The sequence below is a fragment of the Rhizobium sp. C4 genome, assembly GCF_021026315.1.
In the GTDB taxonomy this organism is placed as follows: Bacteria; Pseudomonadota; Alphaproteobacteria; order Rhizobiales; family Rhizobiaceae; genus Ensifer_A.
The window spans coordinates 455,314-468,815 of the sequence record NZ_JAJNCX010000003.1 but is presented as its reverse complement, the minus strand read 5'-3'; the positions used below and the strand labels follow the sequence as shown (position 1 = coordinate 468,815).

Here is a 13,502-nt window from a genome sequence, read left to right as displayed (position 1 = left end):
CCCGGCATTCGCAAGAATGGCGGCCTCGCATTTCACGATCCATCCCCCATCGCCGGAGAAGGATGGCCGTCCTCTCCGGCGCTTCTTTATCTCACGAAGAAGCCAGAAAATCATAAGACAAGCGTTTCCGCGTTTCATGGAAACGCGAAGACGCTCTATCTCTTTGTTTTTACGCAATTCCGGACACGAAACCGGTTTCCACTTTTGCTGGAATTGCCCTAGCGGCAGATCAATCGTCCGCCGAACCCAGCATCGCCTCGTCCAGCGCCTTCAGGAAGGCATCGGCCTTCGCGGCGGAGACACCAAGATCAGCGCGGCCATAGCGGGCGGCAATGCGGATATCGGCCAGCGTGCTGTCGCCGGCCTCGCGGGCGCGGATGACGACATCATAGGGAAAGCCGGTGATCCGGTCGGTGACGACGCCCTGGAAGACGGCAATCGGGATCTGCGGCTTCGAAGGCGTGGCGCCGGGAACGGTGATGACATTGCTCGGCCGGCGGCGCGGCACGGGAATGCCACCCAGCACTTCCGGCTGGGCTTCTTCCTCTTCGCGCTCGCGGATGGCGGTCGGCACGTTCTCCTCGACAAACTTGATCCGCCGGTCGGCTGCAGCCTCGCGAACCGCCTTCACGACACGATCGAGCGCGGCATCGTAGCGATGCGTGATCAGGCCGGGATAGGCGACATACTGCGCCTCGCGCAGGGCGAGATCATCGGCGGGCGGGCGGGGGCCGAGCCAGAGCTGGTCGTAGTCCGGCACCTTGATCCATGCCGGCGGATCGGAGAGATCGCTCGTCACTTCGTAGATCTTGGCATGCGACTTGTAGAGCCAGCCGGCATAGGCGCCCGGCAGCAGCACCGGCACGGCGAGAAGAACGGCGGCGATCGAGGACTTGCCGCCTCGCGCGCCGACGCGCCAGAGATTGACGAGACCGATGAAGGCCCCGAGCAGCGCCAGCACGGCCAAGGCGCAGGCCGCGAGATACAGCGCCAGGAAATGCACCTCCAGCACCGGACCGAAACGCGTCGACAGCCAGGAGGCGAGCATGAACATCAGCGCAAAGAGCGCGATCCGTCGCGCCCAGAAGGCGACATGGGAGACAGGCCGGACGTATTCGATTGCCATCGCTTATCTCGCTGAGGTGCCGGTGACGGCCTGGGCTGCGGCAAGACGCGCAATCGGCACGCGGAAGGGCGAGCAGGAAATGTAGTCGAGCCCCGTCTGCTCGCAGAAGCGGATCGAGGCCGGATCGCCGGCATGTTCGCCGCAGATGCCGAGCTTCAGATCGTTGCGCGCCTTGCGGCCGCGCTCGGAGGCGATCCTGATCAATTCCCCGACACCATCGAAATCGAGCGAGGCAAACGGGTCCTGCTCGATGATGCCCTTGCGCTTGTAGGTGGTCAGGAACCCGCCGGCATCGTCGCGCGAGATGCCGAATGTGGTCTGCGTCAGGTCGTTGGTGCCGAAGGAGAAGAATTCGGCCGCCTCGGCAATCTCCTGGCCGCGGAGCGCTGCGCGCGGCAGCTCGATCATCGTGCCGACGAGATAGTCGATGAAGACGCCGGTTTCCTCGGCCACTTGTCTGGCGACATTGTCGATGGCGGCCTTCACATAGTCGAGCTCGGTTCTGAGCGACACGAGCGGCACCATGATTTCCGGAACGACGGCAGCGCCTGTGCTTTCGGCGGCCTTGACGGCGGCTTCGAAAATGGCGCGCGCCTGCATCTCGGCGATCTCGGGATAGGAGATGGCGAGGCGACAGCCGCGATGGCCGAGCATGGGGTTGAACTCGTGCATGTCCTCGATGCGGCGGCGGAGCTTGTCCTCGTCCATGCCGACGGCGGCAGCCGTTTCCGCAATGTCCTCGCTCGCCTTGGGCAGGAATTCATGCAGCGGCGGGTCGAGAAGGCGGATCGTCACCGGCAGGCCATGCATGATCTCGAACAGCTCGATGAAGTCGGAGCGCTGCATGGGCAGAAGCTTGGCGAGTGCCGCGCGGCGGCCGTCCTCGTCTTCGGCCAGGATCATCTCGCGCATCACGTTGATGCGGCCTTCTTCGAAGAACATGTGCTCGGTGCGGCAAAGGCCTATGCCTTCGGCGCCGAAGGAGCGCGCACCGCGCGCATCGGCCGGCGTATCGGCATTGGAGCGGACGCCGAGGCGGCGGATCGCGTCCGACCATTCCATGATCTCGGCGAAGTCGCCGGAGAGCTCCGGCTGGATCATCGGCACTTCACCGTTGATGATCTGGCCAAGGGAGCCGTCGATGGTGATGAAATCGCCCTTCTGCAGCGTCACGCCGAAACCGGTCAGCGTGCCGGCCGCCGTGTCGATCCGGAGCCCCGATGCGCCGGCGACGCAAGGAATACCCATGCCGCGCGCGACCACGGCCGCGTGGCTGGTGACGCCGCCGCGGAGCGTCAGAACGCCCTCGGCGACATGCATGCCGTGCACATCTTCCGGACTTGTCTCGGCGCGAACCAGAATGACCTTTCGGCCCTCGCGGTAGAAGGCCACCGCATCTTCCGAGGTGAAGACGATTTCGCCCGACGCCGCCCCCGGAGAGGCCGGCAGGCCGGTGCCGATGACATTTCGCTCGACGGAGGGGTCGATGGCCGGGTGGAGCAATTGTTCGAGCGACAGCGGATCGATGCGCGAAATCGCCTCCTCGCGGGTGATCAGGCGCTCGGCCACCATCTCGACAGCGAGCCGGAGGCTTGCCTTGACGCTGCGGCGTGCGGGCCGGGCCTGAAGCACATGCAGCTTGCCATCGTCGACGGCGAATTCGATATCCTGCATGTCGCGATAATGCGCTTCGAGCTTGGCGGCGACGTCGCGCAATTGCGCATAGGCTGCCGGGAACTGCGCCTCCATCGAGGTGACCCCGGCATTGCCGTTGGCATGCGCGCGACCGGATACGGGAAACAGCTTGCGCTCGCCGAGCGCCAGTTCGCTGCCTTGCGAATTCGGCAGGTAGTCGCCGGAGAGCACCTTTTCGCCCGTCTCGGGATTGCGTGTCAGCGCTATGCCGGAGGCCGAGGCTGAATTGCGATTGCCGAAGACCATGGCCTGAAGATTGAGCGCCGTGCCCCATTCGACCGGGATGCCATGCAGCGCGCGATAGGCGCTGGCGCGGGGTGCAAGCCAGGCCTGATAGGTCGCCGAAATCGCCGCCCAGAGCTGTTCGCGGGGATCTTGCGGAAACGCCTCGCCCAGTTCTTCGGCAATCAAAGCCTTCTTGGCCGTGACGATGGCCATCAGCGCATCGGTGTCGAGGTCGGTATCGAGGCTGATGCCGCGTGTGCGCTTTTCGGCCTCGGCGATATCTTCGAAATAGCCGCGATCGAGCCCCATGACCGCATCGCCATAGCTGCCGATGAAGCGGCGGTAACAATCATAGGCAAACCGGCGATCGCCGGTTTCCTTCGCCAGCGCCTCGACGGTTTCGTCGTTCAGACCGAGATTGAGTATCGCTTCGATCATGCCGGGGATCGGCACGCGGGAACCGGGGCGCACGGCGAGAAAAAGCGGCGCCGTCTTGCTGCCGAGCGTTCGGCCGGACATGCGCTCGATTTCGGCCACGGCCTGATCGACCTGCTTGGGCAGCGACTCGGGAAAATGGCGCTGATGTTCGGCATACCAGGTGCAGGCGGGGGAAATGATCGTGGCACCCGGCGGCACGGGAAGGCCGAGGCTCGCCATTTCGGCGAGATTGGCGCCCTTGCTGCCCAGAATATCACGCTCGCCGGCACTGCCTTCGGACTGGCCGTTGCCGAACGTATAGACCCATTTCCTCATTCTCGCCTACCTGCTCCCCGCCTCCCGCGAGTGCCGCTCCGTCGCCGGACTCATCTTGAGACAAGCGACACTAAAGTATGGCTATAAAAAAGGAAATGGGAAGTTGGTCATATTTTGTTGCAGCGCACAAATGGGCGATTTGTGCGCTGCAGGGGTCACGCCGCCGCATCCACGATGACATGCGGCAGGCCTTGGGAGCAGGTTTCGATGCGGGCATCGATGCGATAGGTTTCGCGCAGCATCCGCGCCGTGACGATCTCGCTGGTACGTCCGGACGCAATGAGACGGCCGCCGGCGATCACCAGCGTCTGGTCGCAATAGCGCAGCGCGTGATTGAGATCATGGATGGCGATCAGCACCGCCATGCCGCGCTTGGCCGCCAGCCGGCGCATGAAATCCAGCACTTCGATCTGGCGATGCAGGTCGAGCGCCGAGGTCGGCTCGTCCATCAGCAGCACTTCCGGATTGCGGGCAAGCGCCTGGGCAATGGCCACCAATTGACGCTGACCGCCGGAGAGCTCGCCGAGATTGCGGAAGGCGAGATTGGCGATGTTGAGGCTTTCGAGCAGGCGGTCGATTTCGGCAAGGTCCCCTTCCCCGACGCGCCAGCCGGCATTCTGCCGGGAGGCGAGCACGATGGATTCGTAGACCGTGAGGACCGCATTGGCGCCGGTGTCCTGCGGCATGTAGCAGATGCCGTCGCGGCCGCGCTTGGAGCCTTCCAGCGTGGCCGTGCCGTCGCCCTTGATCAGGCCTGCGATGCGCTTGAACAGCGTCGACTTGCCCGCCGCATTGGGGCCGACGACAGCCGTCAGGCAGCCGCCTTCAAGCTTGCCGGTCGAAATGCCGTCGAGGATGCGGGTTCGGCCATAGGATGCGCCGAGATTGTTGAGCGTCAGGCTTACCATGCGCGCCGCCTCTGCGTGAAAATGAGCGAGAAGAAGAAGGGCACACCGACCAGCGCCGTGATGACGCCAATGGGCAGGACCGCACCCGGGATCAGGATCTTGCTGACGACGGACGTCGCCGACAGGAGCAGCGCGCCGCAGAGGATCGAACCCGGCAGGAAGAAGCGCTGGTCCTCACCCACCAGCATGCGGGCAATATGCGGGCCCACAAGGCCGACAAAGCCGATCGTGCCGACGAAGGAAACCGGAATGGAGGCGAGAAGGCTGATGATGATGAGTGCTTCCAGCCGCAGCCGGCGGACATTGACGCCGAAGCTGGCGGCCTTGTCGTCGCCGAGGCGCAGCGCCGTCAGCTGCCAGGCCTGACGCGCAAAGAGCGGGACGCAGACGACGAGGATCGCGCCGGTAACGGCGACCTTCGTCCAGGTCGCCTTGGTGAGCGAGCCCATGGTCCAGAAGACGACGGCGGCGAGCGCCTGTTCAGACGCCAGATATTCCATCAGCGAAAGCGCCGCATTGAAGGTGAAGACGAGCGCGATGCCGAGCAGCACGATCGTCTCCACGGTGACGCCTCGCAGGGTCGAGACGCCGTAAATGAACATGGAGGCGACCATGGCCATGACGAAGGCGTTGATCGGCACCATCAGCTCGACCGCGCCCGGAAACAGCGCCACACCACCAACGAGGCCCAGCGCCGCGCCGAAGCCGGCGGCGGCCGAAATGCCGAGCGTGAAGGGGCTGGCGAGCGGGTTGGCGAGGATGGTCTGCATCTGCGCGCCGGCGAGCGACAGCGAGGCGCCCACCGTGATCGCCATCAGGGCGATCGGCATGCGGATGTCCCAGATGACGACGCGCAGCTGCTCGGCGACGGCAGAGGGGTTTGTGAGTGCGGAGAGAACTTCGCTGAGCGTATAGCGCGCCGGGCCCAGCGCCATGTCGAGCGTGAGCGTGATGCACAGCGCCAGCGCGATGCCGACGAGGATGAGGATGCGACGCAGAACGAGGGCGCGGTATTGACCGCGCCCCGTTGTTGCCTTGTCCGCCGGCGTTTCGGCCGCGAGGATTGCCATGTGCTTATTCTCCGGCATTCAGCGAGACGAAGTAGCCGCTGCGATAGTCGACCGGCAGGTAGCGCTTGTGCAGTTCTGCGAAGGTCGCTTCCGGGTTCAGGTCCTTGAAGAGGTCCGGATGCAGCCACTTGGCGAATTGCTGGATGGCGACGAACTGGTAGGGATTGTTGTAGAACTGGTGCCAGACGGCGTGGACATTGCCGTCCTTGACCGCCTTGATGCCGGTGAAGGCCGGGCGCTGCATGAGGGCGGCGAGCTTCTCGCGCGCCTTGGCCTTGTCGGCGCCTGCGCCGACGCCAACCCACTTGCCGCCGGGGACATAGCCTTCCCAGTTGGCGCCGGTGACAATCACCTGGTCGGGATTGGAGGCGATGATCTGCTCGGGGTTCACATTGCCGAAGGTGCCGGGAATGATGTCCTTGGCGAGGTTGATGCCGCCGGCGAGTCCAACCATCTTGCCGAAATTCTCGTTGCCGAAGGACATGCAGCAATCATCCGAATAGCCGCCGGCGCGTTCCATGAAGACGAGCGGCTTCTTGACGTCCGGATGCTTGGCGAGAACGTCCGTCACCTTGGCGATTTCTTGCGCCCGGAACTTGATGAAGTCCTCGGCGCGGGCTTCCTTGCCGAAGAGCTTGCCGATGACGCGCATGGACGGCTCGGTGTTTTCCATCGGCTTTTCGCGGAAGTCGACATAAACGAGCGGAATGCCGACCTTGGCGAGCTTTTCGATATAGCCGCTTTCTTCCGTCGCCGACTTGGCGTCGATGTTCATGATGATGACATCCGGGTGCAGCGACACCGCCTGCTCGATATCGAACGTGCCGTCCTTCATGCCGCCGAAGGTCGGGATCTTGGCCATCTCCGGAAACTTCTCGAGATATTCGTTGTAACCGTCGAGATCGGCCTTCTTGAAGTCATCGCGCCAGCCGACGACCCGCTTGAAGGGGGCATCCGTGTCGAGCGCCGCGGTGAAATAGATCTGCCGGCCCTCGCCCAGAATGACATGCTCGACGGGAAGCGAGACCGTCACCTTGCGGCCGGTGATGTCGGTGATTTCCGTTTTCTCGCCGGCAAAGGCGAAGTCGGAAAAAAGGACGAGCGAAGCCGAGGCGGCGAGAGCCACCTTGTTGATATATTTCATGTTTCTACCCTCAAACTGCCGCTTGAAGCCGGCAATTTATCTTGATAAATGCGATCATGTTTTGACTAGATATGTTGATAATCTCAGTCAAGAATTATCTTTTGGAACAATTCCAGACTGTGAGTGTCGAGATGGAGAAGACGATGGCCAGGACGACGGAGGGAGCAAATTTCTCGCTGCGCGACGAGATCAAGGCCTATTGGTCGGCGCGCGCGGCGACCTTCGACGAGCAGCCCGGCCACGAGATTTTTTCCGAGGAAGAACGCCAGGCCTGGCGGCGGCTCTTCATGCGCCATCTGGGCACGGGCGACGGGCGCAAGGCGCTGGATCTCGCCAGCGGCACGGGCGTCGTGTCACATCTTCTCGACGGGCTCGGGTTTGCCGTCACCGGCATGGACTGGGCCGACCCCATGCTGGCGCTGGCGCGCGCCAAGGCCAAGCGCAATGCCCGCCCCATCCGCTTCGTCATGGGAGACGCGGAAAACACGATGGAGCCGGATGAGACCTATGACGTGATCACCAATCGGCATCTCGTGTGGACACTGGTCGATCCGAAGGCGGCCTTTGTCGAGTGGCATCGCGTGTTGAAACCGGGTGGCAAGGTGCTGGTCGTGGATGGCGATTTCGTCAATCCCGGCCCGGTGGCTCAGCTCGCCAAAAAGCTCGCGGCCTTGGCCGCCCATCTCGGCCTTGCCCGCGACAAGCATCATGGCGCAACCACGTCCGACATGGCGGCGACGCATCAAAGCATTCTCTCGCGCGTCTATTTCTCGCAAGGCGCGCGCGCCGAGGCTGTCGCCGACTTGCTGAAGGAAGCAGGCTTCGAAACCGTGGTGATCGACACCGACATGCGGGCGATCCACAAGGCGCAGCGGAAGAATTTCAGCCTCTTCAAGAGCCTGGAACGGGCGACACAGCATCGCTATGCGGTAGTGGCGACGAAAGCGAAGTGATCGGTTAATTCGAGGTTTGAGCGGGCGGGACCCCTCATCCGGCCCTTTGGGCCACCTTCTCCCCAAGGGGAGAAGAGGGAGCATGCCGCAGCGCTGGCGTTCCTCCTCTCCCCTCGGGGAGAGGTCCGCCGAGCGATAGCGGAGGCGGGGTGAGGGGCTCGGCACGGATCGCGGATTCCGCACGAGGAAGGTTTGCTTTATGGTTTGCCTTCTTTTGAAGAAGGATTCGCCTCGCATGTCCCGGACCGTTCTGGCCCTCGCATTTGCTCTTTTTGCCGCCTCCCCCCTCGCCGCACAGGAAGTCGGCGGCTGGAAGCCAACGGAAAAGATCGAGCGCTACGCCATATCCGGCCAGACGGAACTCGATCTCTACAAGTCGATTGGCGACAAGGGACCGATGGTGCGCGGCGGCAAGGTGCGCGCCATTGCCTACACGGATTTCAAGCTGACCTGGGACCGCGCCTACGAGAACGATGCGACGGGCGGCTGCCAGCTGGCCCGCAACGTGCCGAACGTCACCATCATCTACCGTTTCCCCAAGCCCGCCGGAAAGCTGGCGCCCTCCGTCAAGGCCAATTGGGACCGCTTCGAGGCTGGCATCGAGACGCATGAACGCCAGCACGGCCAGTTCATCATGCAGATGGTTCGCCGCATGGTGGCCGAGACCGCGAACCTGAGTGCGGCCAACGACCCGTCCTGCAAGAAGGTCCGCGCCGAACTCACCCGCCGCATGGGCGCCGCTTTCAAGGAAAAGAGCGGCAAGGATGCCGCCTTTGACAAAACCGAGATGGGCGATGGCGGGAATGTGCGGCGGCTGGTGATGACGTTTGTTTATGGGGGGTGAGTGGGACTCACGCTCTCTTGCGTGGACGCCTCTAGAAAGTTATAAATCGATATAAGAAACATGTCTTATATCTGCATAGAGGTTTCTAGAAACATGGATCCGGTCCGAAATCCGTTTGCGCCCGGCGCGGGATCACAGCCGCCTGAACTGGCTGGCCGGGATGACATTATCGGCAACGCGAATGTCGCCCTGCAACGGGTTTTGCAGGGCAAGTCCGATCAGTCGCAGATCCTTCTCGGGCTTCGCGGCGTGGGCAAGACCGTTCTGCTCAACAAGATCGAGGCAATCGCGGAAGAGCACGGTTATCTCACCTCCCTGCTTGAGGCGCCGGAAGACCGGTCCCTGCCCGCCCTTCTCTATCCGATGATCCAGCAGACATTGCGCAAGCTGTCGCTCAGCGAAACGGCAAAAGCCGCCGCCTATTTCGGGATGCGGGCGCTGCGCAGCTTTGCCCGGACTTTCAAGGTGGAGGTCGGCGACTTTTCCATAGCAGTCGATCCCGAACCGGGCGTGGCCGATAGCGGCAATCTGGAATTCGACCTGCCCGAGCTTTTCGTCCGGGTCGGAGACGCCGCGAAGGCCGCCGGTCGAGGCTGGGTTCTGCTGATCGATGAGCTGCAATATCTCAAACAGCCCGATCTTTCGGCACTCATCGTTGCCATGCACAAGATCACCCAGCGCAATCTCCCGGTTCTGTTCTTCGGCGCAGGCCTGCCGCAAATCGCATCGCTTTCAGGCGATGCGAAGTCTTATGCGGAACGGCTCTTTGCCTATCCGCGCGTTGGTGCGCTGACCGAAGAGGCCGCCATTGCCGCCGTTCGCAATCCGATCACAGATGAAGGCGAGCAGATCTCGGCCGAGGCGCTTTCCGCGATTTTCATCGAGACGCGCGGCTATCCCTATTATCTGCAGGAATGGGGCTATCAGGCGTGGAACCTGGCTGAAAAGTCACCCATCGGGCCCGATATCGCCAAAGCGGCCTCGAAGTCGGCGCTTCGCCGTCTGGACGAGGGCTTTTTCAAAGTGCGCTTCGATCGGTTGACGCCAAAGGAGCGAGACTATGTTCGCGCCATGGCGAGGCTCGGCAGCGGCCCTTACAAGTCGTCCGATGTGGCTGACTTACTGGGCGATGCGCAGCAACGTTTCGGCCCGGTCCGCGCCAGCGTCATCAAAAAGGGCATGATCTACAGCCCGGCCTATGGCGAGATCGATTTCACCGTGCCGCTCTTTTCCGAATATCTCCAGAGACAGGAAGCGGCCTGATCAACCTGCCTCGCGCAGCTGCTCGGCCGTCTGCAAGTCCACCGACACAAGCTGCGATACGCCCTGCTCGGCCATCGTCACGCCGAAGAGGCGGTCCATGCGGGCCATCGTGATGGGGTTGTGGGTGATGACGACGAAGCGGGTTTCGGTGGAGGCGGACATTTCGTCCATGAGGTTGCAGTAGCGCTCGACATTGTGGTCGTCGAGCGGCGCGTCCACTTCGTCCAGCACACAGATGGGTGCCGGATTGGTGAGGAAGACGGCGAAGATGAGGGCGAGCGCGGTCAGCGCCTGTTCACCGCCCGACAGCAGCGTCATGGTCTGCGGCTTCTTGCCCGGCGGGCGGGCGAGAATTTCAAGGCCGGCTTCCAGCGGGTCGTCGCTTTCGATGAGTTGCAGTTCCGCCGTGCCGCCGCCGAAGAGATGGGTGAAGAGGCGCTGGAACTGGGCATTGACCACATCAAAGGCGGCAATCAGCCGTTCGCGGCCTTCCTTGTTGAGGTTCTGGATGGCGGCGCGGAGTTTCCGGATCGCATCCACCACGTCGTCGCGCTCGCGGATCAGCGCCTTCAGCCGGTCGGAGAGTTCGATCTGCTCCTCCTCGGCGCGCAGGTTGACGGCGCCCAGACGCTCGCGCTCGATGCGCAGGCGGTCGAGCTCGATTTCCACCGTGCGCGGGTCCGGCAGTGGTGCGCCATGCGGCCGGCCGGTCAGGCGGAAGACGTCATGCGGTTCGATCTGCAGCGACTGGCGGATGCGGTTTTCGGCATCCTGCCGGCGCTCGCGGGCGGAGACGAGACGTTCTTCGGCACGGCCGCGCTTTTCGCGGGCTTCCGCCAGCGCCGAAAGCGCCATGGCGGCGGCCTGATCGGCATCGCGGCCAGCCGTTTCAGCCAGAACCAGGCGGTCGGCCGCCTCCTTGCGGGCGGCATCGGCCTTCACCAGTTCATCGAGCAACCGGCGGCGCTTGTCGTCAATCTCTTCCGGTGCGTCTTCCAGACCCTCAAGCTCTTCGCGGGATTCCTCGCCGCGTGCCTTCAGGGCGGCGATCTGGGTTTGAGCATTGTCGGCGCGGGATTTCCATGCCGAACGTTCCTGCGCGATGGCCCCGATGCGGCGGCGGCGCATGTCGTTTTCGCGCGCCAGACCATCATGGGCGGCGCGTGCTTCGGCGAGCCGGCCGCGACCGGCGGCCACCTCGGCCTGTGCCTGCGAGAGTTTCAGGTCGAGCCCGGAAAGGTCGGGCGTTTCGGCGATGGCTTCGCGGGCCTCGTCTTCCTGGGCTTTCAGCTCCTCAAGCTCGCCCGTCAGCCGCTCGACATTTTCGGCCAGCGTATCGCGACGGCGGGCGATTTCGAGGGCCGCGCGCTCGGCCTTGGAGAGCGCATCGCGGGCCTCGACCAGACGGCGCTGCGTGTGGCGTTCGGCCTCGCGGGTGTCGCGCAATTGGGTTTCCGCCAGTGCCACGGCTTGCGCTGCGGCGCGGTGCGCGGTCTCGGCGACCAGCATGGCCTCGCGGGCGGCGACGATCTCGTCGGCAAGGGCGGCCAGCCGGTTCTTCTGGGCCAGACGCAGGGCGGCAGCGCCCGGCGCATCGGCCCCGGAGACGAAACCATCCCAGCGCCAGAGTGCGCCTTCCTTCGAGACCAGCCGCTGGCCGGGCTTCAAGAGCGCCTGCTTTGCAGCACCCTCCCCGGCTGAGACCACGCCGACCTGTGCGAGACGCCGGGCCAGTTCCGAAGGCGCGCGGACGAAATCGGAGAGCGGGGGAACGCCTTCCGGAAGTTTCGGGTCGCTCGCGGCATTGAGCGGCGCGCCCCAGTGGCGGGCAGCGCGGGCGTCGGCCGGTGCATCGATATCTTCGCCAAGGGCGGCACCCAGCGCGGTCTCGTAGCCGCGATCGACGGAGAGAAGGTCGGCAACCGGCACGTAATCGCCACCGGCGGAGCCTGCCTCCAGCATGCGCTCGATGGTGCGGGCCTCGGTTTCCAGTCCGTTGAGGATCTGGCGGGCCATGTCGACGCCGCTGCGCGCCTCGGCCTCCGCATCGCGCGCACCGGCAATGGCGTCTTCCGCCGCCGCAATAGCCTCGGCGCTTTCCTCCAGCATGGCCTCCAGCTCGGCCACGGCTTCGCGATGGCTCGACGGGTCCGGCATGTCGGCGATTTCGCGCTCGGCGGCGTCAAGATCGCGAGCGGCATCCTGCAATTGGCGGGTCAGCCGGCCGGCGCGTTCGGTGAGATCGAAAAGCCAGCGTTCCATCTGCTGGCGGGAGGCTGCGGCCTCGGCGCGCTCGGCGGTGAGGCCGGAAAAGACGGCTTCGGCTTCGGCCAGCGCACCGCCGGCTTCCGCAACGGCAGCGGCCAGTTCCTCGGCGCGCTCGGCAGCGCCTTCGACTTCGGCGGCCAGATCGCCCTCTTCCGCATCGAGTTCGGCAAGGAAGCGGGCATTGTCGGCCAGCAATTGCTCTTCGCGGGCAATATCGCCGGAAAGCTGCAGCAGGCGGCGCTCCAGCTCGTCGCGGCGGCGCGCCATGCGGGAGGCTTCTTCTTCCAATTGGGTGCGGGCGATCTGCAGGCGTTGCAGGGCAGCCGCCGCCCTCGCCTCCGCCTCGCGCAGGTCCGGCAGGTGAAGCCCGGCCACGGCCTGGTTCTTCGCCATTTCGGCCTGTGCCTGCGCGCGCTCGGCAACGATGGATGTCACCTCGTTGAGCGCCGTCGTTGCCTCCGCCTCGGCCTGCCTGGCATCCGTCCACTGGATGTGATGCAGCATGGCCTCGCGGGCGCGGATATCGGCGGAAAGCTGCTTGAAGCGGGTTGCCTGACGGGCCTGGCGTTTCAGGCTTTCGATCTGGCTTTCGAGCTGCGCGGTCACGTCATCGAGACGTTCGAGATTGGTTTCGGCGGCACGCAGCCTCAGCTCCGCCTCGTGGCGGCGGGAATGGAGGCCCGAAATGCCGGCGGCCTCTTCCAGCAATTGCCGGCGGGCCTGCGGCTTGGCCTGAATGAGTTCGCCAATGCGGCCCTGCCCCACCATGGAGGGCGAGCGGGCGCCGGTCGAGGCATCGGCAAAGAGCAGCTGCACATCCTTGGCGCGGGCTTCCTTGCCGTTGATGCGATAGACCGAGCCCTGCTCGCGCTCGATGCGGCGCGTCACCTGGATTTCGTCGGCATCGTTGAAGGCGGCGGGTGCCGTGCGGTCAGAATTGTCGAGATAAAGGCCGACTTCGGCGGTGTTGCGCGCCGGGCGATTGCCGGAGCCGGAGAAGATCACGTCGTCCATGCCCGACGCGCGCATGTTCTTGTAGGAGTTTTCCCCCATCACCCAGCGCAGCGCTTCGACAAGGTTGGACTTGCCGCAACCATTCGGGCCGACGACGCCGGTGAGGCCCGCTTCGATGACGAATTCGGAAGGCTCGACGAAGGATTTGAAGCCGAGAAGGCGGAGCTTGTTGAATTTCATGGGGCGTACCCCACAGGAAAAGACCCCTCCCCAACCCTCCCCACAAGGGGGAGGGAGAG

Annotated in this window: 10 protein-coding genes; 4 read left to right on the top strand and 6 right to left on the bottom strand. The window is 64.1% G+C overall.

Annotated features, from left to right (window positions below; translation table 11 throughout):
- A partial coding sequence (locus LQK84_RS08680; protein ID WP_230828290.1) for a hypothetical protein occupies positions 1 to 222 on the top strand: 222 nt, incomplete at its 5' end.
- A gap of 7 nt (positions 223 to 229) precedes the next feature.
- Here LQK84_RS08680 and LQK84_RS08675 read toward each other — a convergent pair.
- The 5 genes from LQK84_RS08675 to LQK84_RS08655 all read right to left on the bottom strand — a co-directional run bounded on the left by LQK84_RS08675 (position 230) and on the right by LQK84_RS08655 (position 6,921).
- The gene (locus tag LQK84_RS08675; RefSeq protein WP_230828289.1) at positions 230 to 1,126 is read right to left on the bottom strand and encodes a DUF1499 domain-containing protein; all 897 of its coding nucleotides are present in this window, start codon (positions 1,124 to 1,126) and stop codon (positions 230 to 232) included.
- Positions 1,127 to 1,129: 3 nt separating this feature from the next.
- Entirely contained in the window at positions 1,130 to 3,799 is a 2,670-nt protein-coding gene (gene ppdK / locus LQK84_RS08670) for a pyruvate, phosphate dikinase (RefSeq protein WP_230828288.1), read from the bottom strand.
- A gap of 155 nt (positions 3,800 to 3,954) precedes the next feature.
- Positions 3,955 to 4,707: an ABC transporter ATP-binding protein gene (locus tag LQK84_RS08665; protein ID WP_230828287.1), complete on the bottom strand. Its 753-nt coding sequence runs from the start codon at positions 4,705 to 4,707 to the stop codon at positions 3,955 to 3,957.
- Positions 4,701 to 5,777 (bottom strand): FecCD family ABC transporter permease, encoded by a 1,077-nt coding sequence (locus LQK84_RS08660; RefSeq protein WP_230828286.1) that lies wholly within the window; start codon positions 5,775 to 5,777, stop codon positions 4,701 to 4,703. The genes LQK84_RS08665 and LQK84_RS08660 overlap by 7 nt, the downstream gene beginning before the upstream one ends.
- A 4-nt stretch (positions 5,778 to 5,781) precedes the next feature.
- The gene (locus tag LQK84_RS08655; protein ID WP_230828285.1) at positions 5,782 to 6,921 is read right to left on the bottom strand and encodes an ABC transporter substrate-binding protein; all 1,140 of its coding nucleotides are present in this window, start codon (positions 6,919 to 6,921) and stop codon (positions 5,782 to 5,784) included.
- 143 nt (positions 6,922 to 7,064) lie between these two features.
- Here LQK84_RS08655 and LQK84_RS08650 point away from each other — a divergent pair, with 143 nt between their 5' ends.
- The 3 genes from LQK84_RS08650 to LQK84_RS08640 all read left to right on the top strand — a co-directional run bounded on the left by LQK84_RS08650 (position 7,065) and on the right by LQK84_RS08640 (position 9,981).
- Positions 7,065 to 7,874, top strand: coding sequence for a class I SAM-dependent methyltransferase (locus LQK84_RS08650; protein WP_230828284.1), 810 nt, complete (start codon positions 7,065 to 7,067; stop codon positions 7,872 to 7,874).
- 235 nt (positions 7,875 to 8,109) lie between these two features.
- A complete protein-coding gene (locus LQK84_RS08645) occupies positions 8,110 to 8,718 on the top strand; it encodes a DUF922 domain-containing protein (protein ID WP_230828283.1) in 609 nt (202 codons plus the stop codon).
- Between the two features lie 93 nt (positions 8,719 to 8,811).
- Positions 8,812 to 9,981 carry an ATP-binding protein gene (locus tag LQK84_RS08640; protein ID WP_230828282.1) on the top strand — a complete coding sequence of 390 codons (1,170 nt, stop codon included), beginning with the start codon at positions 8,812 to 8,814 and terminating at the stop codon, positions 9,979 to 9,981.
- On the opposite strand, the gene smc is transcribed toward LQK84_RS08640, so the two are convergent.
- Positions 9,982 to 13,443: a chromosome segregation protein SMC gene (gene smc, locus LQK84_RS08635; RefSeq protein WP_230828281.1), complete on the bottom strand. Its 3,462-nt coding sequence runs from the start codon at positions 13,441 to 13,443 to the stop codon at positions 9,982 to 9,984.
- Positions 13,444 to 13,502: the final 59 nt, after the last annotated feature.

What these genes read in the sequence shown, in the direction of transcription:
- LQK84_RS08645 (WP_230828283.1), top strand. Translation starts at nt 8,110, where the DNA reads ATGTCCCGGACCGTTCTGGCCCTCGCATTTGCTCTTTTTGCCGCCTCC.
- smc (WP_230828281.1), bottom strand. Translation starts at nt 13,443, where the DNA reads ATGAAATTCAACAAGCTCCGCCTTCTCGGCTTCAAATCCTTCGTCGAG.
- ppdK (WP_230828288.1), bottom strand. Translation starts at nt 3,799, where the DNA reads ATGAGGAAATGGGTCTATACGTTCGGCAACGGCCAGTCCGAAGGCAGT.
- LQK84_RS08660 (WP_230828286.1), bottom strand. Translation starts at nt 5,777, where the DNA reads ATGGCAATCCTCGCGGCCGAAACGCCGGCGGACAAGGCAACAACGGGG.
- LQK84_RS08675 (WP_230828289.1), bottom strand. Translation starts at nt 1,126, where the DNA reads ATGGCAATCGAATACGTCCGGCCTGTCTCCCATGTCGCCTTCTGGGCG.
- LQK84_RS08650 (WP_230828284.1), top strand. Translation starts at nt 7,065, where the DNA reads ATGGCCAGGACGACGGAGGGAGCAAATTTCTCGCTGCGCGACGAGATC.
- LQK84_RS08640 (WP_230828282.1), top strand. Translation starts at nt 8,812, where the DNA reads ATGGATCCGGTCCGAAATCCGTTTGCGCCCGGCGCGGGATCACAGCCG.
- LQK84_RS08665 (WP_230828287.1), bottom strand. Translation starts at nt 4,707, where the DNA reads ATGGTAAGCCTGACGCTCAACAATCTCGGCGCATCCTATGGCCGAACC.
- LQK84_RS08655 (WP_230828285.1), bottom strand. Translation starts at nt 6,921, where the DNA reads ATGAAATATATCAACAAGGTGGCTCTCGCCGCCTCGGCTTCGCTCGTC.